Origin of the sequence: uncultured Allobosea sp. (genome assembly GCF_945956895.1) — a bacterium.
Classification (GTDB): domain Bacteria; phylum Pseudomonadota; class Alphaproteobacteria; order Rhizobiales; family Beijerinckiaceae; genus Allobosea.
In genome coordinates, this window is the sequence record NZ_CAMFJF010000004.1 from 82,280 (window position 1) to 103,124 (window position 20,845).

21 protein-coding genes are annotated in these 20,845 nt (G+C 68.2%); 13 read left to right on the forward strand and 8 right to left on the reverse strand.

The window, feature by feature from the left end; genetic code table 11:
- The 6 genes from Q0Q02_RS04120 to Q0Q02_RS04145 all read right to left on the reverse strand — a co-directional run bounded on the left by Q0Q02_RS04120 (position 1) and on the right by Q0Q02_RS04145 (position 4,269).
- Positions 1-453 carry a GNAT family N-acetyltransferase gene (locus tag Q0Q02_RS04120; protein WP_293807138.1) on the reverse strand — a complete coding sequence of 151 codons (453 nt, stop codon included), beginning with the start codon at positions 451-453 and terminating at the stop codon, positions 1-3.
- Complete coding sequence (gene cysK / locus Q0Q02_RS04125; RefSeq protein WP_293807140.1) at positions 450-1,421, reverse strand: cysteine synthase A; 972 nt, start codon at positions 1,419-1,421, stop codon at positions 450-452. Before cysK ends, Q0Q02_RS04120 begins: the two co-directional genes overlap by 4 nt.
- A gap of 88 nt (positions 1,422-1,509) precedes the next feature.
- The gene (locus tag Q0Q02_RS04130) at positions 1,510-1,962 is read right to left on the reverse strand and encodes an Rrf2 family transcriptional regulator (RefSeq protein ID WP_293807142.1); all 453 of its coding nucleotides are present in this window, start codon (positions 1,960-1,962) and stop codon (positions 1,510-1,512) included.
- Positions 1,959-2,432 carry a dUTP diphosphatase gene (dut, locus tag Q0Q02_RS04135; protein ID WP_293807144.1) on the reverse strand — a complete coding sequence of 158 codons (474 nt, stop codon included), beginning with the start codon at positions 2,430-2,432 and terminating at the stop codon, positions 1,959-1,961. Before dut ends, Q0Q02_RS04130 begins: the two co-directional genes overlap by 4 nt.
- A 2-nt stretch (positions 2,433-2,434) precedes the next feature.
- Positions 2,435-3,709, reverse strand: coding sequence for a phosphopantothenoylcysteine decarboxylase (locus Q0Q02_RS04140; protein WP_293807146.1), 1,275 nt, complete (start codon positions 3,707-3,709; stop codon positions 2,435-2,437).
- 92 nt (positions 3,710-3,801) lie between these two features.
- Positions 3,802-4,269, reverse strand: coding sequence for an Lrp/AsnC family transcriptional regulator (locus Q0Q02_RS04145; RefSeq protein ID WP_052232492.1), 468 nt, complete (start codon positions 4,267-4,269; stop codon positions 3,802-3,804).
- A 159-nt stretch (positions 4,270-4,428) separates the two neighbouring features.
- On the opposite strand from Q0Q02_RS04145, the gene Q0Q02_RS04150 reads away from it, so the two are divergent.
- The 4 genes from Q0Q02_RS04150 to Q0Q02_RS04165 all read left to right on the forward strand — a co-directional run bounded on the left by Q0Q02_RS04150 (position 4,429) and on the right by Q0Q02_RS04165 (position 9,566).
- Positions 4,429-5,454: an ABC transporter substrate-binding protein gene (locus Q0Q02_RS04150; RefSeq protein WP_293807150.1), complete on the forward strand. Its 1,026-nt coding sequence runs from the start codon at positions 4,429-4,431 to the stop codon at positions 5,452-5,454.
- Between the two features lie 181 nt (positions 5,455-5,635).
- The gene (locus Q0Q02_RS04155; RefSeq protein ID WP_293807331.1) at positions 5,636-6,388 is read left to right on the forward strand and encodes an ABC transporter permease; all 753 of its coding nucleotides are present in this window, start codon (positions 5,636-5,638) and stop codon (positions 6,386-6,388) included.
- On the forward strand, positions 6,364-7,140 hold the full coding sequence (locus Q0Q02_RS04160; RefSeq protein WP_293807152.1) for an ABC transporter ATP-binding protein: 777 nt from the start codon (positions 6,364-6,366) through the stop codon (positions 7,138-7,140). The genes Q0Q02_RS04155 and Q0Q02_RS04160 overlap by 25 nt, the downstream gene beginning before the upstream one ends.
- 260 nt (positions 7,141-7,400) lie before the next feature.
- Complete coding sequence (locus Q0Q02_RS04165; protein ID WP_293807154.1) at positions 7,401-9,566, forward strand: thioredoxin family protein; 2,166 nt, start codon at positions 7,401-7,403, stop codon at positions 9,564-9,566.
- Between the two features lie 152 nt (positions 9,567-9,718).
- On the opposite strand, the gene Q0Q02_RS04170 is transcribed toward Q0Q02_RS04165, so the two are convergent.
- Positions 9,719-10,930, reverse strand: a complete 1,212-nt coding sequence (locus tag Q0Q02_RS04170) for a penicillin-binding protein activator (protein ID WP_293807156.1) — start codon at positions 10,928-10,930, stop codon at positions 9,719-9,721.
- Positions 10,931-11,116: 186 nt separating this feature from the next.
- Here Q0Q02_RS04170 and rsmI point away from each other — a divergent pair, with 186 nt between their 5' ends.
- The 3 genes from rsmI (at position 11,117) to gshB (ending at position 13,542) form a co-directional block, all read left to right on the forward strand.
- The gene (rsmI, locus tag Q0Q02_RS04175) at positions 11,117-12,025 is read left to right on the forward strand and encodes a 16S rRNA (cytidine(1402)-2'-O)-methyltransferase (protein WP_293807158.1); all 909 of its coding nucleotides are present in this window, start codon (positions 11,117-11,119) and stop codon (positions 12,023-12,025) included.
- Positions 12,022-12,417 carry a YraN family protein gene (locus Q0Q02_RS04180; protein WP_293807160.1) on the forward strand — a complete coding sequence of 132 codons (396 nt, stop codon included), beginning with the start codon at positions 12,022-12,024 and terminating at the stop codon, positions 12,415-12,417. Before rsmI ends, Q0Q02_RS04180 begins: the two co-directional genes overlap by 4 nt.
- A 186-nt stretch (positions 12,418-12,603) precedes the next feature.
- Complete coding sequence (gene gshB, locus Q0Q02_RS04185) at positions 12,604-13,542, forward strand: glutathione synthase (RefSeq protein ID WP_293807162.1); 939 nt, start codon at positions 12,604-12,606, stop codon at positions 13,540-13,542.
- Positions 13,543-13,685: 143 nt separating this feature from the next.
- Here gshB and Q0Q02_RS04190 read toward each other — a convergent pair whose 3' ends face one another.
- Positions 13,686-14,468 (reverse strand): molybdopterin-synthase adenylyltransferase MoeB, encoded by a 783-nt coding sequence (locus Q0Q02_RS04190; protein ID WP_293807164.1) that lies wholly within the window; start codon positions 14,466-14,468, stop codon positions 13,686-13,688.
- Positions 14,469-14,639: 171 nt separating this feature from the next.
- On the opposite strand from Q0Q02_RS04190, the gene Q0Q02_RS04195 reads away from it, so the two are divergent.
- The 6 genes from Q0Q02_RS04195 to Q0Q02_RS04220 all read left to right on the forward strand — a co-directional run bounded on the left by Q0Q02_RS04195 (position 14,640) and on the right by Q0Q02_RS04220 (position 20,845).
- A complete protein-coding gene (locus Q0Q02_RS04195; protein WP_293807166.1) occupies positions 14,640-15,644 on the forward strand; it encodes a BMP family ABC transporter substrate-binding protein in 1,005 nt (334 codons plus the stop codon).
- A gap of 207 nt (positions 15,645-15,851) precedes the next feature.
- Positions 15,852-17,381, forward strand: coding sequence for an ABC transporter ATP-binding protein (locus tag Q0Q02_RS04200; protein WP_293807333.1), 1,530 nt, complete (start codon positions 15,852-15,854; stop codon positions 17,379-17,381).
- 127 nt (positions 17,382-17,508) lie between these two features.
- Entirely contained in the window at positions 17,509-18,612 is a 1,104-nt protein-coding gene (locus Q0Q02_RS04205; protein ID WP_293807168.1) for an ABC transporter permease, read from the forward strand.
- Positions 18,612-19,586 carry an ABC transporter permease gene (locus Q0Q02_RS04210; protein ID WP_293807170.1) on the forward strand — a complete coding sequence of 325 codons (975 nt, stop codon included), beginning with the start codon at positions 18,612-18,614 and terminating at the stop codon, positions 19,584-19,586. Before Q0Q02_RS04205 ends, Q0Q02_RS04210 begins: the two co-directional genes overlap by 1 nt.
- Before the next feature lies 1 nt (position 19,587).
- The gene (locus Q0Q02_RS04215; RefSeq protein ID WP_293807172.1) at positions 19,588-19,998 is read left to right on the forward strand and encodes a cytidine deaminase; all 411 of its coding nucleotides are present in this window, start codon (positions 19,588-19,590) and stop codon (positions 19,996-19,998) included.
- Between the two features lie 37 nt (positions 19,999-20,035).
- A complete protein-coding gene (locus Q0Q02_RS04220) occupies positions 20,036-20,845 on the forward strand; it encodes a purine-nucleoside phosphorylase (RefSeq protein WP_293807174.1) in 810 nt (269 codons plus the stop codon).

Consider the following 20,845-nt stretch of genomic DNA (forward strand, 5'->3'; position numbering starts at 1 on the left):
TTAGCGCGTCAGCAGATGCGAGCGGCGCGTGCCGCTCGTATCCGGCGTGAAACCGTTCGCTTCCCAGAAGGCGGTCGCGCGCGGATCGGCGGCGCGCAATGACAATCGTGGCGCCAGATCCAGCCCCTGCTGAATCAGCGCGGCGGCCAGCACACGCCCGATACCGGCGCCGCGATGCAGCGGCCGGACATAGACATGGCGGACCCGCAGGAGATCCGGCGCCGGGTCATACGGATCGGGCGTCAGCGCGCCGATGCCGGCGAGCTCGCCCTCCTGGAAGGCGGCGAAGGTGACGAAGCGCTCGTCCCTGCCGCCATAATGGCCGGCGAGCCATTCCTCGCGCAGCCCCTCGATGAAGCGGTAGCTTTCGGCGCTCGCCTCGTGGCGCAGGGCCTCGAAATCGTCCGGCAGGCTGTCCGCCAGCCGGACGATCTGGACGGCCGTTGCGGTCACAGACCCTCGAACAGGGCGCTGGAGATATAGCGCTCGGCGAAGGAGGGGATGATCACCACGATGGTCTTGCCGGCATTCTCCGGCCGGGCGCCGACTTCGAGCGCCGCCGCGACCGCTGCACCCGACGAGATGCCGGCCGGGATGCCCTCGCTCCTGGCGAGCGCGCGCGCCGTCTCGAAGGCCGTCTGGTTGCCGACGGTGACGACCTCGTCGATCACGCCGCGATCGAGCACGCCCGGCACGAAGCCGGCGCCGATGCCCTGGATCTTGTGCGGGCCGGCCTGGCCGCCGGACAGGACCGGAGAATCCTCCGGCTCGACCGCGACCATCTTCACGCCCGGCTTGCGGGCCTTCAGCACCTGGCCGACGCCGGTGATGGTGCCGCCCGTGCCGACGCCGGAGATGACGATATCGACCGCGCCGTCGGTGTCGTTCCAGATCTCCTCGGCCGTCGTCTTGCGGTGGATTTCGGGATTATGCGGGTTCTCGAACTGCTGCGGGATGATCGCGCCCGGAATCTCGTTCTTGAGCTCCTCGGCCTTGGCGACGGCGCCGCGCATGCCGCCGGGGCCGGGCGTCAGCACGAGCTCGGCGCCGAGGAGAGCGAGCATCTTGCGCCGCTCCAGCGACATCGTCTCGGGCATGACCAGGATCAGGCGATAGCCGCGCGCCGCCGCGACGAAGGCGAGCGCGATGCCGGTATTACCCGAGGTCGGCTCGATCAGCGTGCCGCCGGGCTTCAACGCGCCGGAAGCCTCCAGCGCATCGATCATGTTGACGCCGATGCGGTCCTTGACGCTCGAGATCGGGTTGAAGAACTCGAGCTTGGCCAGGATCGTCGCCTTGACGCCACGCTCGGCCGGCAGACGGTTGAGCTTGACCAGCGGCGTGTCGCCGATCGTGTCGGTGATCGAGTTGTAGATGCGTCCGCGTCCGGGCGCCTTCGTCGATTTCTGTGCTTCGGCCATGACATGACTCCTCTGGACGAGAGAACGTTCGGTCGTGACGCTAGTTCAATTCACAGAAACTGTCGATGAAAAGAAATAAATAACATATCTATATTGTGAAATCTGGCCTGATACCGGTTTCTCCGAAGACGGATTTCGCCTGCGCCCTCCGACACAACTCCTCGACCGTGACCGTGTCCAGCGCCGCCAGGAAGGCGGCCGAAGCCCGCGCGACCTCCGGTCCGACGACCTCGTCGACCAGCCGCGATTGCGGCTCCGGGCCGAGCCCCTCCTCCAGGGCCTCCTGCATCGCGGCTCGGGCAATATCGCCGGCCGTGATCTTGCGCCGTTCGCGGGCGAGTTCGTAGCCGCCGCGCGGGCCGCGCACGCCCTTGAGGATGCCGACGCGCACCAGCGTCTGCAACAGGGTTTCGAGATGGCGCGGCGGCAGCGCATGCCGTGCCGCCAGCAGCTTGGCCGCAACCGGCTGCGGCCGGGCATGCAGCGCGATATCGACCACGGCGGCGATCGCGAGCAGGCTGCGGCGTGAGAGCAGGATCATGGCCGCCCTCCCGCGTTGGAGCCGCCACTGATGCCGGTCGAGCCGTAGCCCCCGGCGCCGCGCGCGGTCTCACTCAGCGTCTCGACTTCCGAAAGCCGGGCGTGAGTGACCGGGGCGATGACGAGTTGGGCGATGCGGTCGCCGCGGGTAACCGTGAAAGGCTCGCTGCCATGGTTGATGAGGACGACCGAAACCTCGCCGCGATAGTCGCTGTCGACCGTGCCGGGTGCGTTTAGGACGGTGACACCGTGGCGGAGCGCCAGCCCCGAACGCGGCCGCACCTGCCCCTCGAAGCCTTCAGGCAATTGCATTGCAAGCCCAGTTGGGATGAGCGCGCGCTCGCCAGGCGCCAGCGTCACAGGTCCGCCGATGGCGGCGCGCAGGTCGAGCCCGGCCGCGCCCTCCGTCTCATAGGCCGGCAAGGGCAGGTCGGCGCCATGCGGCAGGCGCTGCAGCAGGACAGTGACCATCGTCACTCCGCCTGCCGGGCCGGCGTCAGTGCCGCGATATGGGCGATCAGCCGTGCCGCGACCTCGCCCTTGGGCAGGGTCGGCCAGGTCTCGACGCCGGACGCCGTGACCAGATGCACGGTATTGGCGTCGCCGCCCATCACGCCGGTGCCGCCGACGTCGTTGGCGACGATCAGGTCGCAGCCCTTCCTGGCGAGCTTGGCGCGAGCATAATCGATCACGTTCTGCGTCTCCGCCGCGAAGCCGACGATCAGCGGCGGGCGCCCGCTCTTGCGATGCGCGACCGTGGCGAGGATGTCGGGGTTCTCGACCAGCGATAGCGGCGGCAAAGCCTTGCCGTCCTTCTTCAGCTTGTCGGAAGCCGCGTCGGCGACGCGCCAGTCGGCCACGGCGGCGGCGAAGATCGCGATATCGGCCGGTAGCGCCGTCTCGACGGCGGCGAGCATCTCGCGGGCGGATTCGACATGGATGGTCTCGACACCCGCGGGATCGGGCAGGTTCACCGGCCCGCTGACCAGCGTCACCCGCGCGCCGGCTGCGGCTGCGGCCGCCGCGATGGCATGGCCCTGCTTGCCGGAGGAGCGGTTGGCGATGTAGCGCACGGGGTCGATCGGCTCATGCGTCGGTCCCGAGGTGATCAGCACATGCTGCCCGGCGAGCGCGCCGGTCGCGTGCTCGCCGCCCGGCAGCCGGCCGAGGAAGCCGATGGCGCGCTGGGCGTTGGGCTTTTCGCCGGCAAGCGCCAGCTCGATCGCCGCGAGGATTTCCGGCGGCTCGGCCATGCGTCCCGGCCCGCTCTCGCCGCGCTCGGCCATGGCCCCGACATTGGGGCCGACGACGAGCACGCCGTCCTTTTCGAGCTGCGCCATGTTCCGCCGCGTCGCCGGATGCTGCCACATGCGCGGATTCATCGCCGGAGCGATCAGCACGCGCTTGTCGGTCGCGAGCAGCGCCGTCGAGGCGAGGTCGTCGGCATGCCCGTTCGCCATCTTGGCGATCAGGTCGGCGGTTGCCGGGGCGACCACGACGAGATCGGTCGAGCGGGAGAGCTGGATATGGCCGATATCGGCTTCGTCCGTCAGGGAGAACAGGTCGGTGAAGCAGCGCTCGCCCGCGAGCGACGAGACGGTCAGCGGCGTGACGAACTGCTCGCCGGCCTTGGTCACGATGCAACGCGAGGCGATGCCACGATCCTTCAGGCGGCGGATGACCTCCAGCATCTTGTAGGCGGCGATGCCGCCGCCGATGATCAGGAGAACGGAGCGGGAAGCGGACAAGGCGGCTCCTCGGGCAGCGCGAATGGCGAACGGCCCGTTACCTAGCATCCGCCACACCACGCTGTCATGCGCCGCGCGTCGCCCCGCCTTCTTCAGTTGCGGGGCAGGTCGGGCACCTTGTAGGCCGTCGTCGCCTTGATCCGCTCCATCGCGAAGCGCGACGTGACGTTCTTGAGCGGGATCGTCTCGATCAATTTCTTGTAGAAGCCGTCATAGGCGGCCATGTCGGCGACGACGACGCGCAGCATGTAATCGACATCGCCCGCCATCCGGTAGAATTCCATCACCTCCGGCATTGCCGCGACCATCTGGGCGAATTTCTCCAGCCACGGGCCGGAATGATCCGCCGTCTCGATCTGGACGAAGACGGTGAGGCCGAGCCCGATCTTCTCCGGCGCCACCAGGGCGACGCGCTTCAGGATCACGCCGGCTTGTTCGAGCTTCTGGATGCGCTTCCAGCACGGCGTCTGCGAGAGCCCGACGCGGTCGGCGAGCTCAGCGATCGAGATATTCGCGTCCGCCTGCAGCACGGTCAGAATCTTGCGGTCGATGGCGTCCATTCTCTCAAGCTCGCTATCTGGAGAAATTCGTTTCGCAGATTTCGCAAGAAAGAGATTGATTATCTTTTTCAAGCCAATCTATTGCATCCAGATAGAAAATCCTTTTCTCAATCTGTCAATGGGGCGCGTTCAGCCCTGTTTTCGAAAGGGATTTGAACGATGGATCGCCGCCAGTTCCTCATTGCCGGGTCGAGCCTTGCGGCGGCCATGCCCTTCGCCGCTCCGGCCCGCGCCCAGAGCGTCGCGGCGCGTATCGGCTATATCCCGATCGTCGGCACGGCGCCGTTCTTCGTCGCCAATGGCGAAGGCTGGCTGAAGCAGGGCGGCATCGACGTCGCGGTCACCGTCTTCGAATCCGGCCCGAACATGATCCAGGCGCTGGCCTCCGGCACGATCGACGTCTATGTTGCCGGCGTCGCGCCACTCGCCGTCGCCCGCTCGCGCGGCATCGATATTCGCGTCGTCGCTTCGACGGCGATCGGCGAGAATGTCGTGGTCAGTGCACCCTCGCTGACCAAATTCTTCACGCCGGGCACGAATGCCGCTGCCGCCTTCAAGGCCTTCCGCGCGGCCAATGGCAAGGCCGCGCGCCTCGCGACCCAGCCGGCCGGCTCGGTGCCCAACACGACGCTGCAATACTGGCTCTGGGAAGTCGCGAAGGTCGACAAGGCCGATGTCGAGATCGTGCCGATGGGCATCGACGCAACCCAGCAGGCGATCCTGGCCGGCGCGGTCGATGGCGGCTCCGTTCGCGAGCCGGCGCTGACCATCCTCCAGACCCGCAACCCGCAGATCAGGCTCGTCGCCGGTGGCGAGGAGGTCTTCCCGGGCCAGCCCGGCACGGTCGTCGCCGTCTCCGGCGCCTTCGCCACCAAGAACCCGCAGGCCGTGCAGAACCTTGTCTCCGGCCTCGTCAGGGCGGCGGCACTGATCAAGGCCGATCCGGGCAAGGCCGCACCCCATGTCGGCGCCGCGCTCGGCAAGGGCATCGTCGATCCCGAATTGATCCAGAAGGCACTGGTCTCGCCGGCGAGCCGCTTCGAGATCGATCCGCGCAAGATCATCGAGCCGTCCCGTGCCATGCAGGCCTACCAGGTCAAGCTCGGATCGCTGGAGAAGGAACTCCCCTTCGACGGGCTGTTCGAGACCCAATACTACGAGCGTGCGGTCAAGGCGGGCGGCTGATGGCGGTCCTCATGGACATCGCTGAGGATATGAAACGCGGGTCATCCCGGGCGACCGCAGGGCGACCCGGGATCCATGCCGGAGCATTTCCGAAAAAGGTTCAGGCATGGATCCCGGGTCTGCGCTTCGCTCCGCCCGGGATGACGGTGCGTTTGCTGGCCGAAGGTTCTGCAACTTGACCTTGCATTCGCTGCGGGCTCCGGCCCTCGCCCTGCTGGGCCTCGTCGCCTTCCTCCTGCTCTGGGAGGCGATGCCCTATTTCGGATTGGTGAATCCGGCTTTCCTGCCAGGGCCGAGCGCCCTGCCGAAAGCCTTCATGCGGGAGCTCTCCTCCGGCGCCTGGTTCGCGGCCATACTGGGTTCGCTCTGGCACTACTTCGTCGGACTGTTCGTCGGCGCCGGGCTCGGCATCGCTTTCGGCGTGGCTGTCGGCATGTCCCGGATCGCCGAGGAGGCGACGGCCTGGGTCGTCCGGGTATTACGCCCGATTCCCGGCCTCGCCTGGGTGCCCTTCGCCATCATCTGGTTCGGTGTCACGCCGGGCGCGGCGGTCTTCATCATCGCGATAGGCGTGTTCTGGATCGTCTTCTTCGCGGCGCAGGGCGCGATCCGCGGCGTCGACCGCGATCTCGTCGAGGTCGCCGATGCCTTCGGCTTCCGCTCGCCTTGGGCTCGTCTGTTCAAGATTCTGCTGCCGGCAGCCTTGCCCGGCATCCTCGTCGGCATCAGGACAGCGCTCGGCCAGGCCTGGATGGCGGTGGTCGCGGCCGAGATCTTCGGCGTCGCCGGTGTCGGCCAGCGCATGATGCAGGCGTCGAGCCTGCTCGCGACCGATATCGTCGTGGTCTACATGCTGACGATGGCGGCGCTCTACGGCCTGCTCGACACCGGCTTCGTCGCCTTCCAGACATGGGTGCTGCGTTGGAAAGCGTGATCGAGATCAACGAGCTGTCGCTGACCTTCACCCGCGATGGCGAAGAGACGGAAGTGCTTCACAAGCTCGACCTCTCGGTCGGGCGCGGCGAGTTTCTGGCCATCGTCGGCCCGTCCGGCGTCGGCAAGTCGACCCTGCTGCGCGTCATCGCGGGCCTGGCGAAGCCGAGTGGCGGCGAGGTCGTCATCGACGCGAAGGACCGGACGCGCCGGCCGGTCGCGCTGGTCTTCCAGGATTCGCGCCTGCTGCCCTGGCGCAAGGTCGTCTCCAATGTCGGTTTCGGCCTCGAAGGCCGCGCCCCTCGCGCCGAGCGCCTCGCCAAGGCTGCGGCGATGCTCGACCTCGTCGGGCTCGCGCCGCTGGCGCAACGCTGGCCGCATCAGTTGTCCGGCGGCCAGCGCCAGCGCGTTTCGCTGGCGCGCGCGCTCGCCGTCGAGCCGGAAATCCTGCTGATGGACGAGCCCTTCTCGGCGCTGGATGCGCTGACGCGCGAGACCTTGCAGGACGAGCTGATCCGCGTCTGGCAGCGCACCGGCAAGACCGTGCTCTTCGTCACCCATGATATCGACGAAGCCGCCTATGTCGCCGATCGCGTCGTCGTCCTCTCGGGCGCCCCTGGCCAGATCATCGCCGAGCATCGTATCGACGCGAGCCGCCCGCGCAGGCGCGGCGCGGCGGCGGAGGCCGAGATTGTGCGCGCGGTCCGCCTGGGCCTCGGCGCCGACATCGTCGCGGATGGCGCCGCGATCTGATCCACAATCGTCATGCTCGCCCTTGTGGCGAGCATCCACGTCTTGAGCCCCATTTTCGGCCAGCGAAGACGTGGATGGTCGGGACAAACCCGACCATGACGGGTATCGCGCCCTCATCAATGGGCGGCGACATCATGGCACGCTGCCTCCCGGCACCGGATCGCCCAGAATGCCGCTGACCCCGCCTCACTGCCTTGTCATTGGCACGAGAGGGCCGATTGAGGCATGGGGTCCGGATGATCAGGGATTGCGACGGCACCATGCGGCGGTATTTCGGCAAGCTTCTCCTGAGCGGGGCGATGCTGGCACTCGGGCTGGCGACTCCGGGGCTGGCGCTCGCCGCCGAATCCGCCGCCGTCACCTCGCCGCGCGTCACCGCGACTCTGCTGTCGAGCCGCGATGCGGTCGTGCCCGGTGAGCGCTTCAAGCTCGCGCTCGTCCAGAAGCTGGCGCCGCACTGGCATACCTATTGGCTGAACCCCGGCGATTCCGGCGAACCGACCCAGATCAAATGGGACCTGCCGGCGGGCGCGACTGTCGGCGAGATCCAGTGGCCGGCGCCCAAGGCGATCCGGGTCGAGCCCCTCGTCAATTTCGGCTTCGAGGGCACGGTCCTGCTGCCGCTCGAGATCACAGTGCCGGCCGATGCCAAGCCCGGCGAGAATTTTGCGCTGAAGGCCGAGGCGACCTGGCTCGTCTGCGAGAAGATCTGCATTCCCGAAGAGGGCTCCTTCTCGCTCGACTTGCCGATCGCCGCCGCGAGCGCGGTCGATCAGGCGGCCGAGGCACGGATCGAGGCTGCCATCGCGGCGCTGCCGAAGCCGGCCGTCTTCCGCGGCAAGCTCCGCGACGATGCCGGCAAGCTCGTGCTCGACTTGCCGGGCCTGCCTGCCGGCGCGAGCGATCTGCGCTTCTTCCCGGTTTCCGATACGCTGATCGAGCACGCGGCCGATCAGCCCTTCGCGGGCGGCGACAAGCCCGCGCTGGTGCTCACCCGCTCCAGCGCCTTCAAGCTGACCAGCCCCGAAATCTCAGGCGTCCTCACCTTCGCTGAAGGGGGTACATCGCGAGCGATCACGCTGCTCGCCGACGCCGATCCTGCCCTGATGGCGGCTGGCGGGGCGGCTGCGCCTGAAGCGCGTCCTGCGGTGGTGCGCATTCCGATGCCGGCCGAGGGCGCCGATCTCACGATCTGGGCGGCGCTCGCCTTCGCCTTTGCCGGCGGCCTGATCCTCAACCTGATGCCTTGCGTCCTGCCGGTGCTGTTCATCAAGGCGCTCGGCTTCGCGCAGCTCGCCCATCGCAGCCGTTCCGAAACCCGCGAGCAGGGCCTGCTCTTCCTCAGCGGCGTGCTGCTGACCTTCATGGTTCTGGCCGGCGCGGTGATCGCGCTGGGCAGCCTCGGCAGCAGCGTCGGCTGGGGCTTCCAGCTCCAGTCCCCGCCGCTCGTCATCGCGCTGGCGGTGGTGATGGTGCTGATCGGCCTCAACCTGCTCGGCGCCTTCGAGATCGGCACCTCGGTCACCGGCCTCGGCGACGGCCTCGCCAACCGGGGCGGGCGCCTCGGTGCCTTCATGACCGGCGTGCTCGCGGTCGTGGTCGCGACGCCCTGCACGGCGCCCTTCATGGGTGCGGCGATGGGTTATGCGGTGACGCAAGCGCCGGCCGTCGCTCTCTCCGTCTTCATGGCGCTGGCGCTGGGCTTCGCCCTGCCGGTGGTCGCGCTCTCCTTCGCGCCCGGCCTGCTGCGCCTGTTGCCCAAGCCCGGCCGCTGGATGCTGGTGCTGAAACAGGCCTTCGCCTTCCCGATGTTCGCGACGGCGATCTGGCTGATCTGGGTTGCCTCGGTGCAGAGTGGCCCGCAAGGCGTGCTCGCCGCGCTGGTTGCCGTGCTGGCGACGGGTTTCGCGGTCTGGCTCGTCGGCGTGACGCGCGGCTCTTTCGCGCGGCGCATCTTCGGCTCGGCGCTGGCGGCGCTGGTCGTTCTCGGCGCCGGCTGGTTTACCGTTCAGAACGCCATTCCCGGCGCGGCGACCGAGGCGCGGGCGGGTGATATCGAGGCCTGGTCACCCGAGCGGGTTGCGGTCTTGCAGGCGCAGGGCAAGCCGGTCTTCGTCAATTTCACCGCCGCCTGGTGCATCACCTGTATCGCCAACGAGCGCGTCGCGCTCTCCCGGCAGGAGGTGAAGGACGCTTTCGCCAGGCTCGGCGTCGTCTATCTCAAGGCGGACTGGACCAATCGCGACAGCCGCATCGCCAAGGCGCTGGCCGAGCAGGGCCGCGCCGGCGTGCCGCTCTACCTGTTCTATCCCGCCCGCAGGGAAGCGCAGGCGGAAATCCTGCCGCAGCTTCTGACGACGGACACACTGATCGCCGCGGCTGAGCGTGCGGCCGGGCGCAACGCGAAGACGGCGGCGCTGCCATAGGTTGAGAAAGCCCCGGGGAACCCAACCACCGCGTCATTCCGGACAAGCCGCGTAGCGGCGCCGATCCGGAATCCATCGAAGGGCATGGAGCCTTATGATGGATTCCGGGTCTCCCTTCGATCGCCCGGAATGACGGAGAGGATTGTATGTCCTTACTGCGAGCGCGGCCCGAGATCGCGCGGCGCGGCGTTGATCGTGACGATCTGGCCGTTGCGCAGTTCCAGAACCGCAAGCCCACGCTCGACCTGCCCGTCCGGGCGGAAGCGGAAGACGCCGTCCGCCCCGGCGAAGCCCGAGCCGCTGGTCAGCACAGCCTCGGAGAAGCGCTGCGAGCCCTGAGTGCGCGCCAGCGCCGCCGCCAGCGAGACCGCGTCATAGGCCAGCGTCGCGGTGCGGGTCGGCGCGCTATTGAAGCGCTGCTGGTAGCGTCCGGCGAAGGCGTTGAAGCCGGCCGTGTCGGGCGAGGCGAACCAGCCGCCCTGGATCGCCGGCACGCGCGCGATGCCTGCATCGTTCCAGACGCCGGTGCCGAGCGGCTTGACCTTGGCCGGGTTGTAGCCGGCCTCCTGCAGCAGTTGGCCGAGCGTCGGCATCGTGTCGGCGGCGGCGGGCACGAACAGCGCATCGGCCTGGCCGAGCGAAGGCATCAGGCGCTGGACCGCGGATTTCATCGCGGCCGGATCGGCGCCGAAACGCTCGATCGCGGCGACGCGCACGCCGCGGCTGGCGGCGGCCTGCTGGAAGGCGGCCTCGACGACCTTGCCATAGGCGGTGTCGGGCACGAGCGCGGCGAAGGACTTGCGGCCCTGCTGGGCGGCATAGCCGATCACGCGGTTGACGTCGTTCTCGGGCGGGAAGGAGAGCAGGTAGACGCCGCGCGAGGCGACGTTGGAATCGCTGGAGAAGGCGATCACCGGTTTGTTGGCGGCGCGCGCGACCTGCCCCGCTGCCTGGACGGAGGGGGCGAAGAGCGGGCCGACGATCAATTCGGCCCCTTCCGACAAGGCTTCCTGCGCCGCGGCGCGGGCGCCGTCCGGCGTGCCGCGATCGTCCTTGACCAGCAGGGTCAGATCGGCGTTGGGGAATTCGGCCAGAGCCATTTCGGCGGCGTTCTTCAGCGAGTTGCCGACGACAGCGCCCTGGCCCTCGGCCGTCAATGGCAGGATGAGACCGACCTTGACCTTGCCGGTGCCGATGGTCTGGCCGGTCGGCGCCGCGCCGCCGCCAGCGGCCGGCGTGCCCGAATCGAAGCCCGGCAGGCCCGAGGTGCCGCCGCCGCAGGCCGAGAGTGCAAGCGGGAGCAGGACCGCGAAGGCCCGTGCCTTGAAGCGCAGGGCCGGTGCGAGGTGCCGATGAACAAACACGGGCGATCTCCAGTCGTGACCGGGACAGCACAAAGCTGCCCGGCGATGGGTCCTGCGGAACTGTTCTGCCCCCCGGACCTCTCGTGCCAGTGTGGAATCCTATTTTCAAGTTGTTAACTATAGGTTGCAGCGGTCGGCGCGCGCCTTGCCATGGCGCGGGCGCGGCCGCTGTGGCAGCGTGGCGCCATGTCGACCGATGCCGCCGCCCGCCCTCCGAGCTACACCGCCTTCGGCCTGAAGGCCGAGGCCGAGCCTCTGGCGCCGGGCCTGCATATCGTGGCGACGCCGATCGGCAATCTCCGCGACATCTCGTTCCGGGCGCTGGCGACGCTCGCCGCCGCCGATGCGATCCTGGCCGAGGATACCCGCACCTCGAAGACGCTGCTGGCGCATTACGGGATATCGACGCCGCTCCTGCCCTATCACGAGCACAATGCCGCGCAGATGCGCCCGAAAGTGTTGGCGAAATTGCGCGAAGGCGGCAAGCTCGCCCTGATCTCGGACGCTGGTACTCCGCTCGTCTCCGATCCCGGCTACAAGCTCGTCGCCGAACTGGTGGCGGAGGGCCTGCCCGTGACCGGCATCCCCGGCCCCTCCGCCGTGCTGGCTGCTTTGGTGCTGGCCGGCCTGCCGACCGACCGCTTCTTCTTCGAAGGCTTTCTGCCGCCGAAATCGGGCGGACGCCGCACGCGCCTGACCGAACTCGCCGCGATTCCCGGGACGCTCGTCTTCTTCGAATCGCCGCGCCGCCTCGCCGAGATGCTGGCCGACGCGGCCGCCGTGCTCGGTGCGCGGCGGGGCGCCGTCGCGCGCGAACTCACCAAGTTCTACGAGACGGTTCGGCGCGGCACGCTTCCCGAGCTCGCCGCTCATTACGAAAGCGAGGAGGAGGCGCGCGGCGAGATCGTCGTGATCATCGGCCCGCCCGGCGCGGCCGATCTCGTCACCAGCGACGAGGCGATCGACGAGCGGTTGCGTGCGGCCATGGCCAAGGTCTCGCTGAAGGAGGCGGTGGCGCAGGTCGCGGCCGAGACCGGCCAGCCCCGTCGCAAGGTCTATGCCCGCGCGCTCGAACTCACCCGCGACGATCCGTGAGCAAGGCTGGCGCCGATCCGGGCGGGCGCAGCCACAAGGCACGGCGCTCCGGCCTGACCGGACGCCGCGCCGAATGGCTCGCCATCCTCTGGCTGACGGCGAAGGGCTATCGCCTGCTGGAGCGGCGCTTCGGCGGCAAGGGCGGCGAGATCGACCTCGTGATGAAGCGCGGCCGCACCATCGCCTTCGTCGAGGTCAAGGCACGCGGCCGGCTCGACGACGCCATGACCGCGATCACCACGGAAAAGCAGCGCCTGGTCGAGCGGCGCATCCGGCATTGGCTCTCGCGCAATCCCTGGGCCGCCGGCTGCTATTTGCGCGCCGATGCGGTGTTCCTGGCGCCCTGGCGCCGGCCGCGTCATGTCCCCGCCGCCTTCGCGCTTGTCCTGTGATGCAAGAGCATTGTGCAAAAAGTGGGTACCGGTTTTTGCTGAAACAATGCTTCAAGCTTTTAAGATCGATCACGTTTTTCGCCTTCTGACGATTTCGTCAGAAGGCGACGTGGTCGACGCCACCCACTTGCAGGAACCCGGTCCGCGGTCCGATAAGAACCGCCTGCCTGCAACAGGAAGCCTGTCATGAGCCTCAACGTCGCCATCCAGATGGACCCGATCGAGCGCATCCGGATTGCCGGGGATACCGGCTTCGCGCTGATGCTGGAGGCGCAGGCGCGCGGCCACTCGCTCTACACCTACACGCCCGACAAGCTCTCGATGCGCGACGGCAAGGTCACTGCGCCGATGCGTCCGGTCACGGTGCGCGATGTCGAGGGCGACCACTTCTCCCTCGGCTCCGAGGAGAAGATCGACCTGTCGACGCTGGATGTCGTGCTGCTGCGGCAGGACCCGCCCTTCGACATGGCCTATGTCACCACCACGCATATGCTGGAGCGCATCCACCCGAAGACGCTGGTGGTCAACGATCCCACGTCGGTGCGCAACGCGCCGGAGAAGATCCTCGTCACTCATTTCCCCGAGTTGATGCCGCCGACGCTGATTACCCGCGACAAGGCGGAGATCGAGGCCTTCCGCGACGAGCATGGCGAGATCGTGATGAAGCCGCTCTACGGCCATGGCGGCGCGACCGTGTTCAAGACCAGCCGGACCGACCCGAATTTCGGCTCGCTCTTCGATCTGTTCAGCAACCTCTTCCGCGAGCCCTGGGTGGTGCAGGGCTTCATCAAGGAGGTCACCGAGGGCGACAAGCGCATCATCCTGATCGACGGCAAGGCAGCCGGCGCCGTCAATCGCGTTCCGGCGGTGGGGGATCTTCGTGCCAACATGGTGCGCGGCGGCGCGGCCCGCCCCACCGACCTGTCGAAGCAGGAACTCGCCATCTGCGAGGCGATCGGCCCGACCCTGCGCGAGCGCGGTCTGCTCCTCGTCGGCATCGACGTGATCCACGGCAAGCTCACCGAGATCAACGTCACCGCGCCGACCGGCGTGCGCGCCATCAAGAAGCTCGGAGGGCCGGATTTGGCGGCGCAGCTCTTCGACGTGATCGAAGCGAAGCGCTGAGGTTTCTCAACTCCCACGCTGTCATCCCGGACAAGCCGCGTAAGCGGCGCTGATCCGGGATCCATCGCGGAGCGATCCGCTCTACGATGGATCCCGGGTCTCCCTTCGGTCGCCCGGGATGACGGCGGAGCGGTTTCGAAGAATCAGGCCGCGACGCCGCTGCCGTTCAGCGGGTTGGCCTCGTCCCAGCCATAGCGCAGCGTCTCGAAGCGCATCGTCAGCGCATCGACCAGCAGCAGCTTGCCGACGAGCGGCTCGCCGAAGCCGGTGACGGCGCGCACCACCTCCAGCGCCATCAGCGAGCCGATGACGCCCGGCAGGGCGCCGAGCACGCCGGCTTCCGCGCAGGTCGGGATCGCGCCGGGCGGCGGCGCTTCCGGGAAGAGGCAGCGCCAGGTCGGATTCGGCCGCCCGTCCGGCCCGCTCTCATGGGCGCGGATCGTGGTGAGCGAGCCGTCGAAACGGCCGAGCGCGCCCATCACCACCGGCTTGTGCTCGTGGAAGCAGGCATCGGTCACGGCATAGCGCGTCGCAAAATTGTCGGAGCCTTCGGCAACGATGTCGTAGAAGGCGATCAGCGCGCGGGCATTGTGCGGATCGAGCCGCGTGACATGCTCCTCCACCACGACATTCGGGTTGAGATTGCGTACGAACCGGGCGGCGACCACCGCCTTGTGCGCGCCGATATCCTCGGTCGTGAAGATCGTCTGGCGCTGCAGGTTCGAGAGCGAGACGATATCGTCGTCGACGATGCCGATCTTGCCGACGCCGGCGGCCGCCAGATACTGGATCAGGGGCGCGCCGAGCCCGCCGGCGCCGATGACCAGCACGCGCGCGTTCTTCAGGCGCTGCTGACCCGGCCCGCCGATCTCGGGCAGGACGATATGGCGCGCATAGCGCTCGATCTCGTCGTCGTTCAGCATCATGGATCATAGCCTAAGGCCGGTGGCCGGCCTTCGGCAATCGTCATGCGGCCGGGCCGTGCCCGCGTAATGAATATGGTCTTATCGCCAGCTTGGCCGCGCCGCCGAGCCATGCCATCGTGGCGTCATCGAGGGCCGGACAACGGCGCCCGGCTGCAACAGGGGATCGGTTCGATGCGTTTGGGTTCTTTCGCGGCGGCGCTCGCCGGCGTTGCGCTTTCGGCTGTGGCGGCTTTCGCTCAATCGCAGCCGATCAAGCCGGCCATCGTCTATGACAAGGGCGGAAAATTCGACAAATCCTTCAACGAAGGCGTCTTCATCGGCGCCGAGAAGTTCAAGAAGGAGACGAATGTCGATTTCCGCGATTTCGAGCCGACCAACGACGCCCAGATCGAGCAGGCCCTGCGCCGCTTCGCCCGCGACGGCCATTCGCCGATCATCGCGGTCGGCTTCTCGCAGGCGACCGCCCTGCAGAAGGTCGCGGCCGAGTTCCCGAACCTGAAATTCACGATCATCGACATGGTGGTCGAACTGCCGAACGTGCAGTCGGTCGTCTTCAAGGAGCATGAGGGCTCCTATCTCGTCGGCCTGCTCGCGGCGATGGCCTCGAAATCGGGCAAGGTCGGCTTCGTCGGCGGCATGGATATCCCGCTGATCCGCAAATTTGCCTGCGGCTATGTCCAGGGCGTCAAGGCCGGCAAGCCCGGTGCCGAGATCTTCCAGAACATGACCGGCTCGACGCCAGCAGCCTGGAACGACCCGGTGAAGGGTGGCGAGCTCGCCAAGTCGCAGATCGATCGCGGCGCGGACGTGGTCTACCACGCCGCCGGCGGCACCGGCATCGGCGTGCTCCGCGCGGTGGCCGATGCCGGCAAGCTCGGCATCGGCGTCGATTCCAACCAGAACGCCCTGCATCCGGGCAAGGTGCTGACCTCGATGCTGAAGCGTGTCGACATCGCCGCCTACAACTCCTTCAAGGCGGCGCAGGATGGTTCCTGGAAGCCGGGCGTCTCCGTGCTTGGCCTGAAGGAGGATGGCATCGACTGGGCGCTGGATGACGCCAACAAGGCTCTGATCACCCCGGAGATGAAGGCTGCCGCCGACAAGGCCAAGGCCGATATCATCGCCGGCACGGTCAAGGTCCACGACTACATGTCGGACCAGAAATGCACGATGTGAGGCGCGGGCATCGTCTGGACCGTTGCGGGATGAGGCGCGGGGAACCCTTCTCCCTTGTCGGAGAAGGGCAGGGATGAGGGCCCGCCCTATCCGCAGAAGGTGCAGCGGCATCCGGCTCGCCCTGACAAGCAGCGGCAGTCCCTCACCCCTGCCCCTCTTCCATCCGGGAGAGGGGTTCTGGGGCGCGGCTCCCACATCATGACGGCCATAGCGTTGCCACCGGCCATCGAACTCGTCGGTATCTCCAAGCGCTTCGGCCCGGTCGCCGCCAACAGGGACGTGTCCTTGTCGGTCGCGGCCGGCTCGATCCATGGCATCGTCGGCGAGAACGGCGCCGGCAAGTCGACGCTGATGTCGATTCTCTACGGCTTCTACGAGGCCGATGCCGGCGAGATCAGGATCGCGGGAGAGCTGCGCCGCATCCGCTCCTCGGCCGACGCGATCGCGGCGGGGATCGGCATGGTCCATCAGCACTTCATGCTGGTGGAGACCTTGAGCGTCGTTGAGAACGTCGTGCTCGGCGCCGAGGGCGGGGCGCTGCTCAAGGGCGGCGTCACCAGGGCACGCGCTGTGCTCGCGAAGCTTTCGCAGGATTACGGCCTCGCGATCGATCCCGATGCCATCGTCGGCGAGCTTTCCGTCGGCCTGCAGCAGCGTGTCGAGATCCTGAAGGCACTCTATCGCGGCGCCGAGATCCTGATCCTGGACGAGCCCACGGCGGTGCTGACCCCGGCCGAGGCCGACCAGCTCTTCGCCCTGCTCCGGGCGCTGAAGGCACAGGGCAAGACGGTGATCCTGATCACCCATAAGCTGCGCGAGATCATGGACGTGACCGACCGGGTCTCGGTGATGCGTCGTGGCGAGATGGTCGCCCATGTCGCGACTGTCGAAACTTCGCCGCCCGCTCTGGCCGAGGCGATGGTCGGCCGGCGTGTGTTGCTGCGCGTCGAGAAGGAGCCGCGCGAGCGCGGCGCGCCGGTGCTGGAGGCGGTAGGCCTGTCCTGCCGCGACGGGCGCGGCACCGAGACCCTGAAGGACGTCAATCTCACGCTCCATCCCGGCGAGATCGTCGGCATTGCCGGGGTCGCCGGTAACGGCCAGAGCGAATTGCTGGAAGTGCTGGCCGGCCTGATCCAGCCGAGCCGTGGCGTGATCCGCCTCGGCGGCCAGATTCTTACGGCGGCCGATCGCCATCCGGCGCGTTTGCGCGATCTCGGCCTGATGCATATCCCAGAGGACCGTCACCGCAGCGGCCTCGTCACCGCCTTCTCCGCCGCCGAGAACGCCATCCTCGGTTATCAGCATGATCCGGCCTTCGGTTCCGGCCCGCTGCTCTCGCCGGCCCGCATCGAGGCCCATGCCCGCGAGGCGTTCATGGCTTACGACGTGCGCCCGCCCGATCCGGCGCTGAAGACGGCGAAATTCTCCGGCGGCAACCAGCAGAAGATCGTGCTCGCCCGCGAGATCGAGCGCGGTCCGAAGGTGCTGCTCGTCGGCCAGCCGACGCGCGGTGTCGATATCGGCGCGATCGAGTTCATCCATCGCAGGCTGGTGGCGCTACGCGATTCCGGCGTCGCGATCCTGCTCGTCTCGGTCGAGCTCGAGGAGGTGATGGCGCTCTCCGACCGAATCATCGCGATGTGCGGCGGCCGGATCACCGGCGAACGGGCAGCTGAGACCGCCGATGAGCGCGATCTCGGCCTGTTGATGGCTGGCGTGACGGACGAGGCGGCGTGATGCGGGGAAGTTGCAGAACTGCTTCCCGTCATGGTCGGGCTTGTCCCGACCATCCACGTCTTCGCTGGTCGAAGGCCGTGTTCAAGGCGTGGATGCTCGCCACAAGGGCGAGCATGACGGGGTGTCCATGAGCGCTGCGCCCGTCGAACTCCCGCGCTGGGCCGATGTCGCGCTGGTGCCGCTGGTCTCGGTCGCGGCGGCGCTCCTCGTCGCCGGGCTCGTGGTCGTCGGCATCGGCGAGAATCCGCTGGAGGCGACGGCGCTGCTCCTGCGCGGCGCGCTCGGCAGTGCCGAGGGCATCGGATTCACGCTCTACTACGCGACGAATTTCATCTTCACCGGGCTCGCGGTCGCCGTCGCCTTCCATGCCGGCCTGTTCAATATCGGCGGCGAGGGGCAGGCGACGGTGGCCGGTATCGCCATGGCGATCGCCTGCCTGGCATTCCCTGCCTTGCCCGGTTTCCTCGCCGCGCCCTTCGCGATCCTCGCGGCGGCGGCCGGCGGCGCGGCTTACGCCTTCATTCCCGGCTGGCTCCAGGCGAAGCGCGGCAGCCATGTCGTCATCACCACGATCATGCTGAACTTCGTCGCGGCGACGCTGATCGTCTATCTGCTGCGCGAGATCATCGGCAAGCCCGGTTCCATGCAGCCGGAAACGCCGGATTTCCCGGCGCAGGCCGTGCTGACGCCGATGCATCAATGGCTCGCGCCCTTCGGCATCATCCTGCCCTCGACCCCGCTCAACACTGCCTTCCTGCTTGCTCTGATGGCGCTCGTCGCCGTCTGGCTGCTGATCTGGCGCACGCGACTGGGCTATGCGATCCGCACCGTCGGTGCCAATCCGCGCGCCGCCGCCTATGCCGGCATCTCGCCGGCCGCGGTCACCATGATCGCGATGGCGATCTCGGGCGCGCTGGCCGGCGGGCTCGCGGTTAACGAGGCGCTCGGCGTCCAGCATCGGCTGGTGCTCGATTTCACCGCCGGCTACGGCTTCGTCGGCATCGCAGTCGCCCTGATGGGGCGCGGCCACCCGGCCGGCGTCGGCCTCGCCGCCCTGCTCTTCGGCGTGCTCTACCAAGGCGGGGCCGAACTCTCCTTCGACAAGCCGGCCATCACCCGCGACATGGTCGTGGTCATAGGCGGCGTGCTCGTGCTCTTCGCCGGAGCGCTGGACGGGCTGTTCCGCCGGTTCGTCGCGAGCGCGCTCGGCATGGGGCGAGGGGCGGCGTGATGGATCAGCTCCAGCTCATCGCCGTCGTTCTCGATTCGGCGATCCGGCTCTCGATACCGCTGATCTGCGCCGCCATGGCGGGCTTGTGGTCGGAGCGGGCCGGCGTCGTCGATATCGGTCTCGAAGGCAAGATGCTGATCGCGGCCTTCGCCTCGGCGGTCGCGGCCTTCGTCTCCGGCTCGGCCTGGATCGGGCTTGGCGCCGGCATCCTGGCATCGCTGGCCCTGGCGCTGGTCCATGGCTTCGCCGCCATCACCTGGCGCGGCAACCAGATCGTCTCCGGCGTCGCGATCAACATGCTGGCGGCGGGGCTCACCGTCATCCTCGGCAATGCCTGGTACGGGCAGGGTGGGCGTACCCCCTCGCTCGAGGGCCCGGCCCGCTTCGGCGAGCTCACCTTGCCCTTCGCCGCTTGGGCGCGCGCAAACGTTCCCGGGCTCGGCCTGTTCTACGACGAGGTCGTCTCCGGCCATGCCGCCCCGGCCTATCTCGCCTTCCTCTGTGTGCTGATCACCGCCCTCGTGCTCAAGCGCACGCGCTTCGGCCTGCGCATCCGCGCGGTCGGCGAGAACCCGGCTGCGGTCGACACGGCCGGCATCTCGGTCGCGGGCCTGCGCTATGGCGCCGTCGCGATCTGCGGCGTGCTCTGCGGCATCGGCGGCACCTATCTCGCCGTCGCGCAATCGGCCGGCTTCCTGCCGCATATGACGGCCGGGCGCGGCTTCATCGCGCTCGCCGCTGTGATATTCGCCAATTGGCGCCCCTGGCCCGCGCTCGGCGCCTGCCTGCTCTTCGGCCTGCTCGACGCGGTCGCGATCCGGCTTCAGGGCGTGACATTGCCCGGCATCGGCCTCGTGCCGGTGGAAGCGATCCAGGCCTTGCCCTATCTGATGACCATCGTCCTGCTCGCCGGCTTCATCGGCAAGGCGACGCCGCCCAGGGCCTCCAGCCTGCCCTATGTCAAGGAACGCTGATTTGCCGGCCGATATCGATTTCGAGGCGCTGTTCGCCGCCGCCGCCGCGATCCAGCCGCGCGCCTACGCGCCCTATTCGCGCTTCAAGGTCGGGGCCGCGTTGCTGGCCGATGACGGCGCCATCCATGCCGGCTGCAATGTCGAGAACGCCGCCTATCCCGTCGGCTCCTGCGCCGAGGCCGGGGCCATCGCGGCGATGATCGCGGCCGGCGGGAAGGCGATCCGGGCCGTGCTCGTCTTCGGCGAGGGCGCCGAACTGGTCACGCCCTGCGGCGCCTGCCGCCAGCGCATCCGCGAATTCGCCGCGCCGGAGACGCCGATCGCGATCGCCGACCCCGATGGCATCCGGGCGCGCTTCACGCTGGAGGAGCTGTTGCCAGCCTCCTTCGGACCGGCCAATTTGCCGCGGTGATTTGGGGGCCGCTTCGGCGGCCGGAAGGGAGCGTGCGATGGCGGCCGATCCGGCCTTCGACGAGGTGGCGTCCATCCTGGCGGAACGGGGCGTCGATACGATCGACTGCGCGATCGTGCTCGGCACCGGCCTCGGTGCCGTCGCCGAGGATATCCAGGACGCGATCCGCATCCCCTATGCCGACCTGCCCGGCTTCCCGCGTGGCGCGGTCTCCGGCCATGCCCGCCAGCTCTGCTATGGCACGTTGCATGGCCGCAAGCTGCTGATCTACGAGGGCCGCGCCCATTATTACGAGGGCGGCGATTCTGCGGTGATGCGCGTGCCCCTCGGCATGCTCACCGCCTTCGGCTCGCCACCGCTGATCCTGACCAATGCGGCGGGCTCGCTCTCGCTCGACATGCGCCCGGGCAGCCTCGCCCTGATTACCGACCACATCAACCTGAACGGCCCCAACCCCCTCGTCGGCGATGCCGGCGACGGTCGCTTCGTGCCGATGGTCGATGCCTATGACCCGCATCTGCGCGGCCGCTTCAAGCGCGCGGCCCAGAAAGCGGCGATCCCGCTCGGCGAGGGCGTCTATATGTGGTTCACCGGGCCGAGCTTCGAGACGCCGGCCGAAATCCGCATGGCCAAGCTGCTGGGCGCCGATCTCGTGGGGATGTCGACCGTGCCGGAAGTCATCCTGGCGCGGCGCCACGGCCTGCGCGTCGCCGGCCTGTCGATCGTCACCAATATGGGCGCCGGCCTGCATGGCGGCACGCCGCATCATGCCGAGACGCGCGATGTCGCTGGCCTTGCGGCCGGCGCGCTCAGGCGCCTGCTGCGCGCCTTCCTGTCGGAGTTGTGA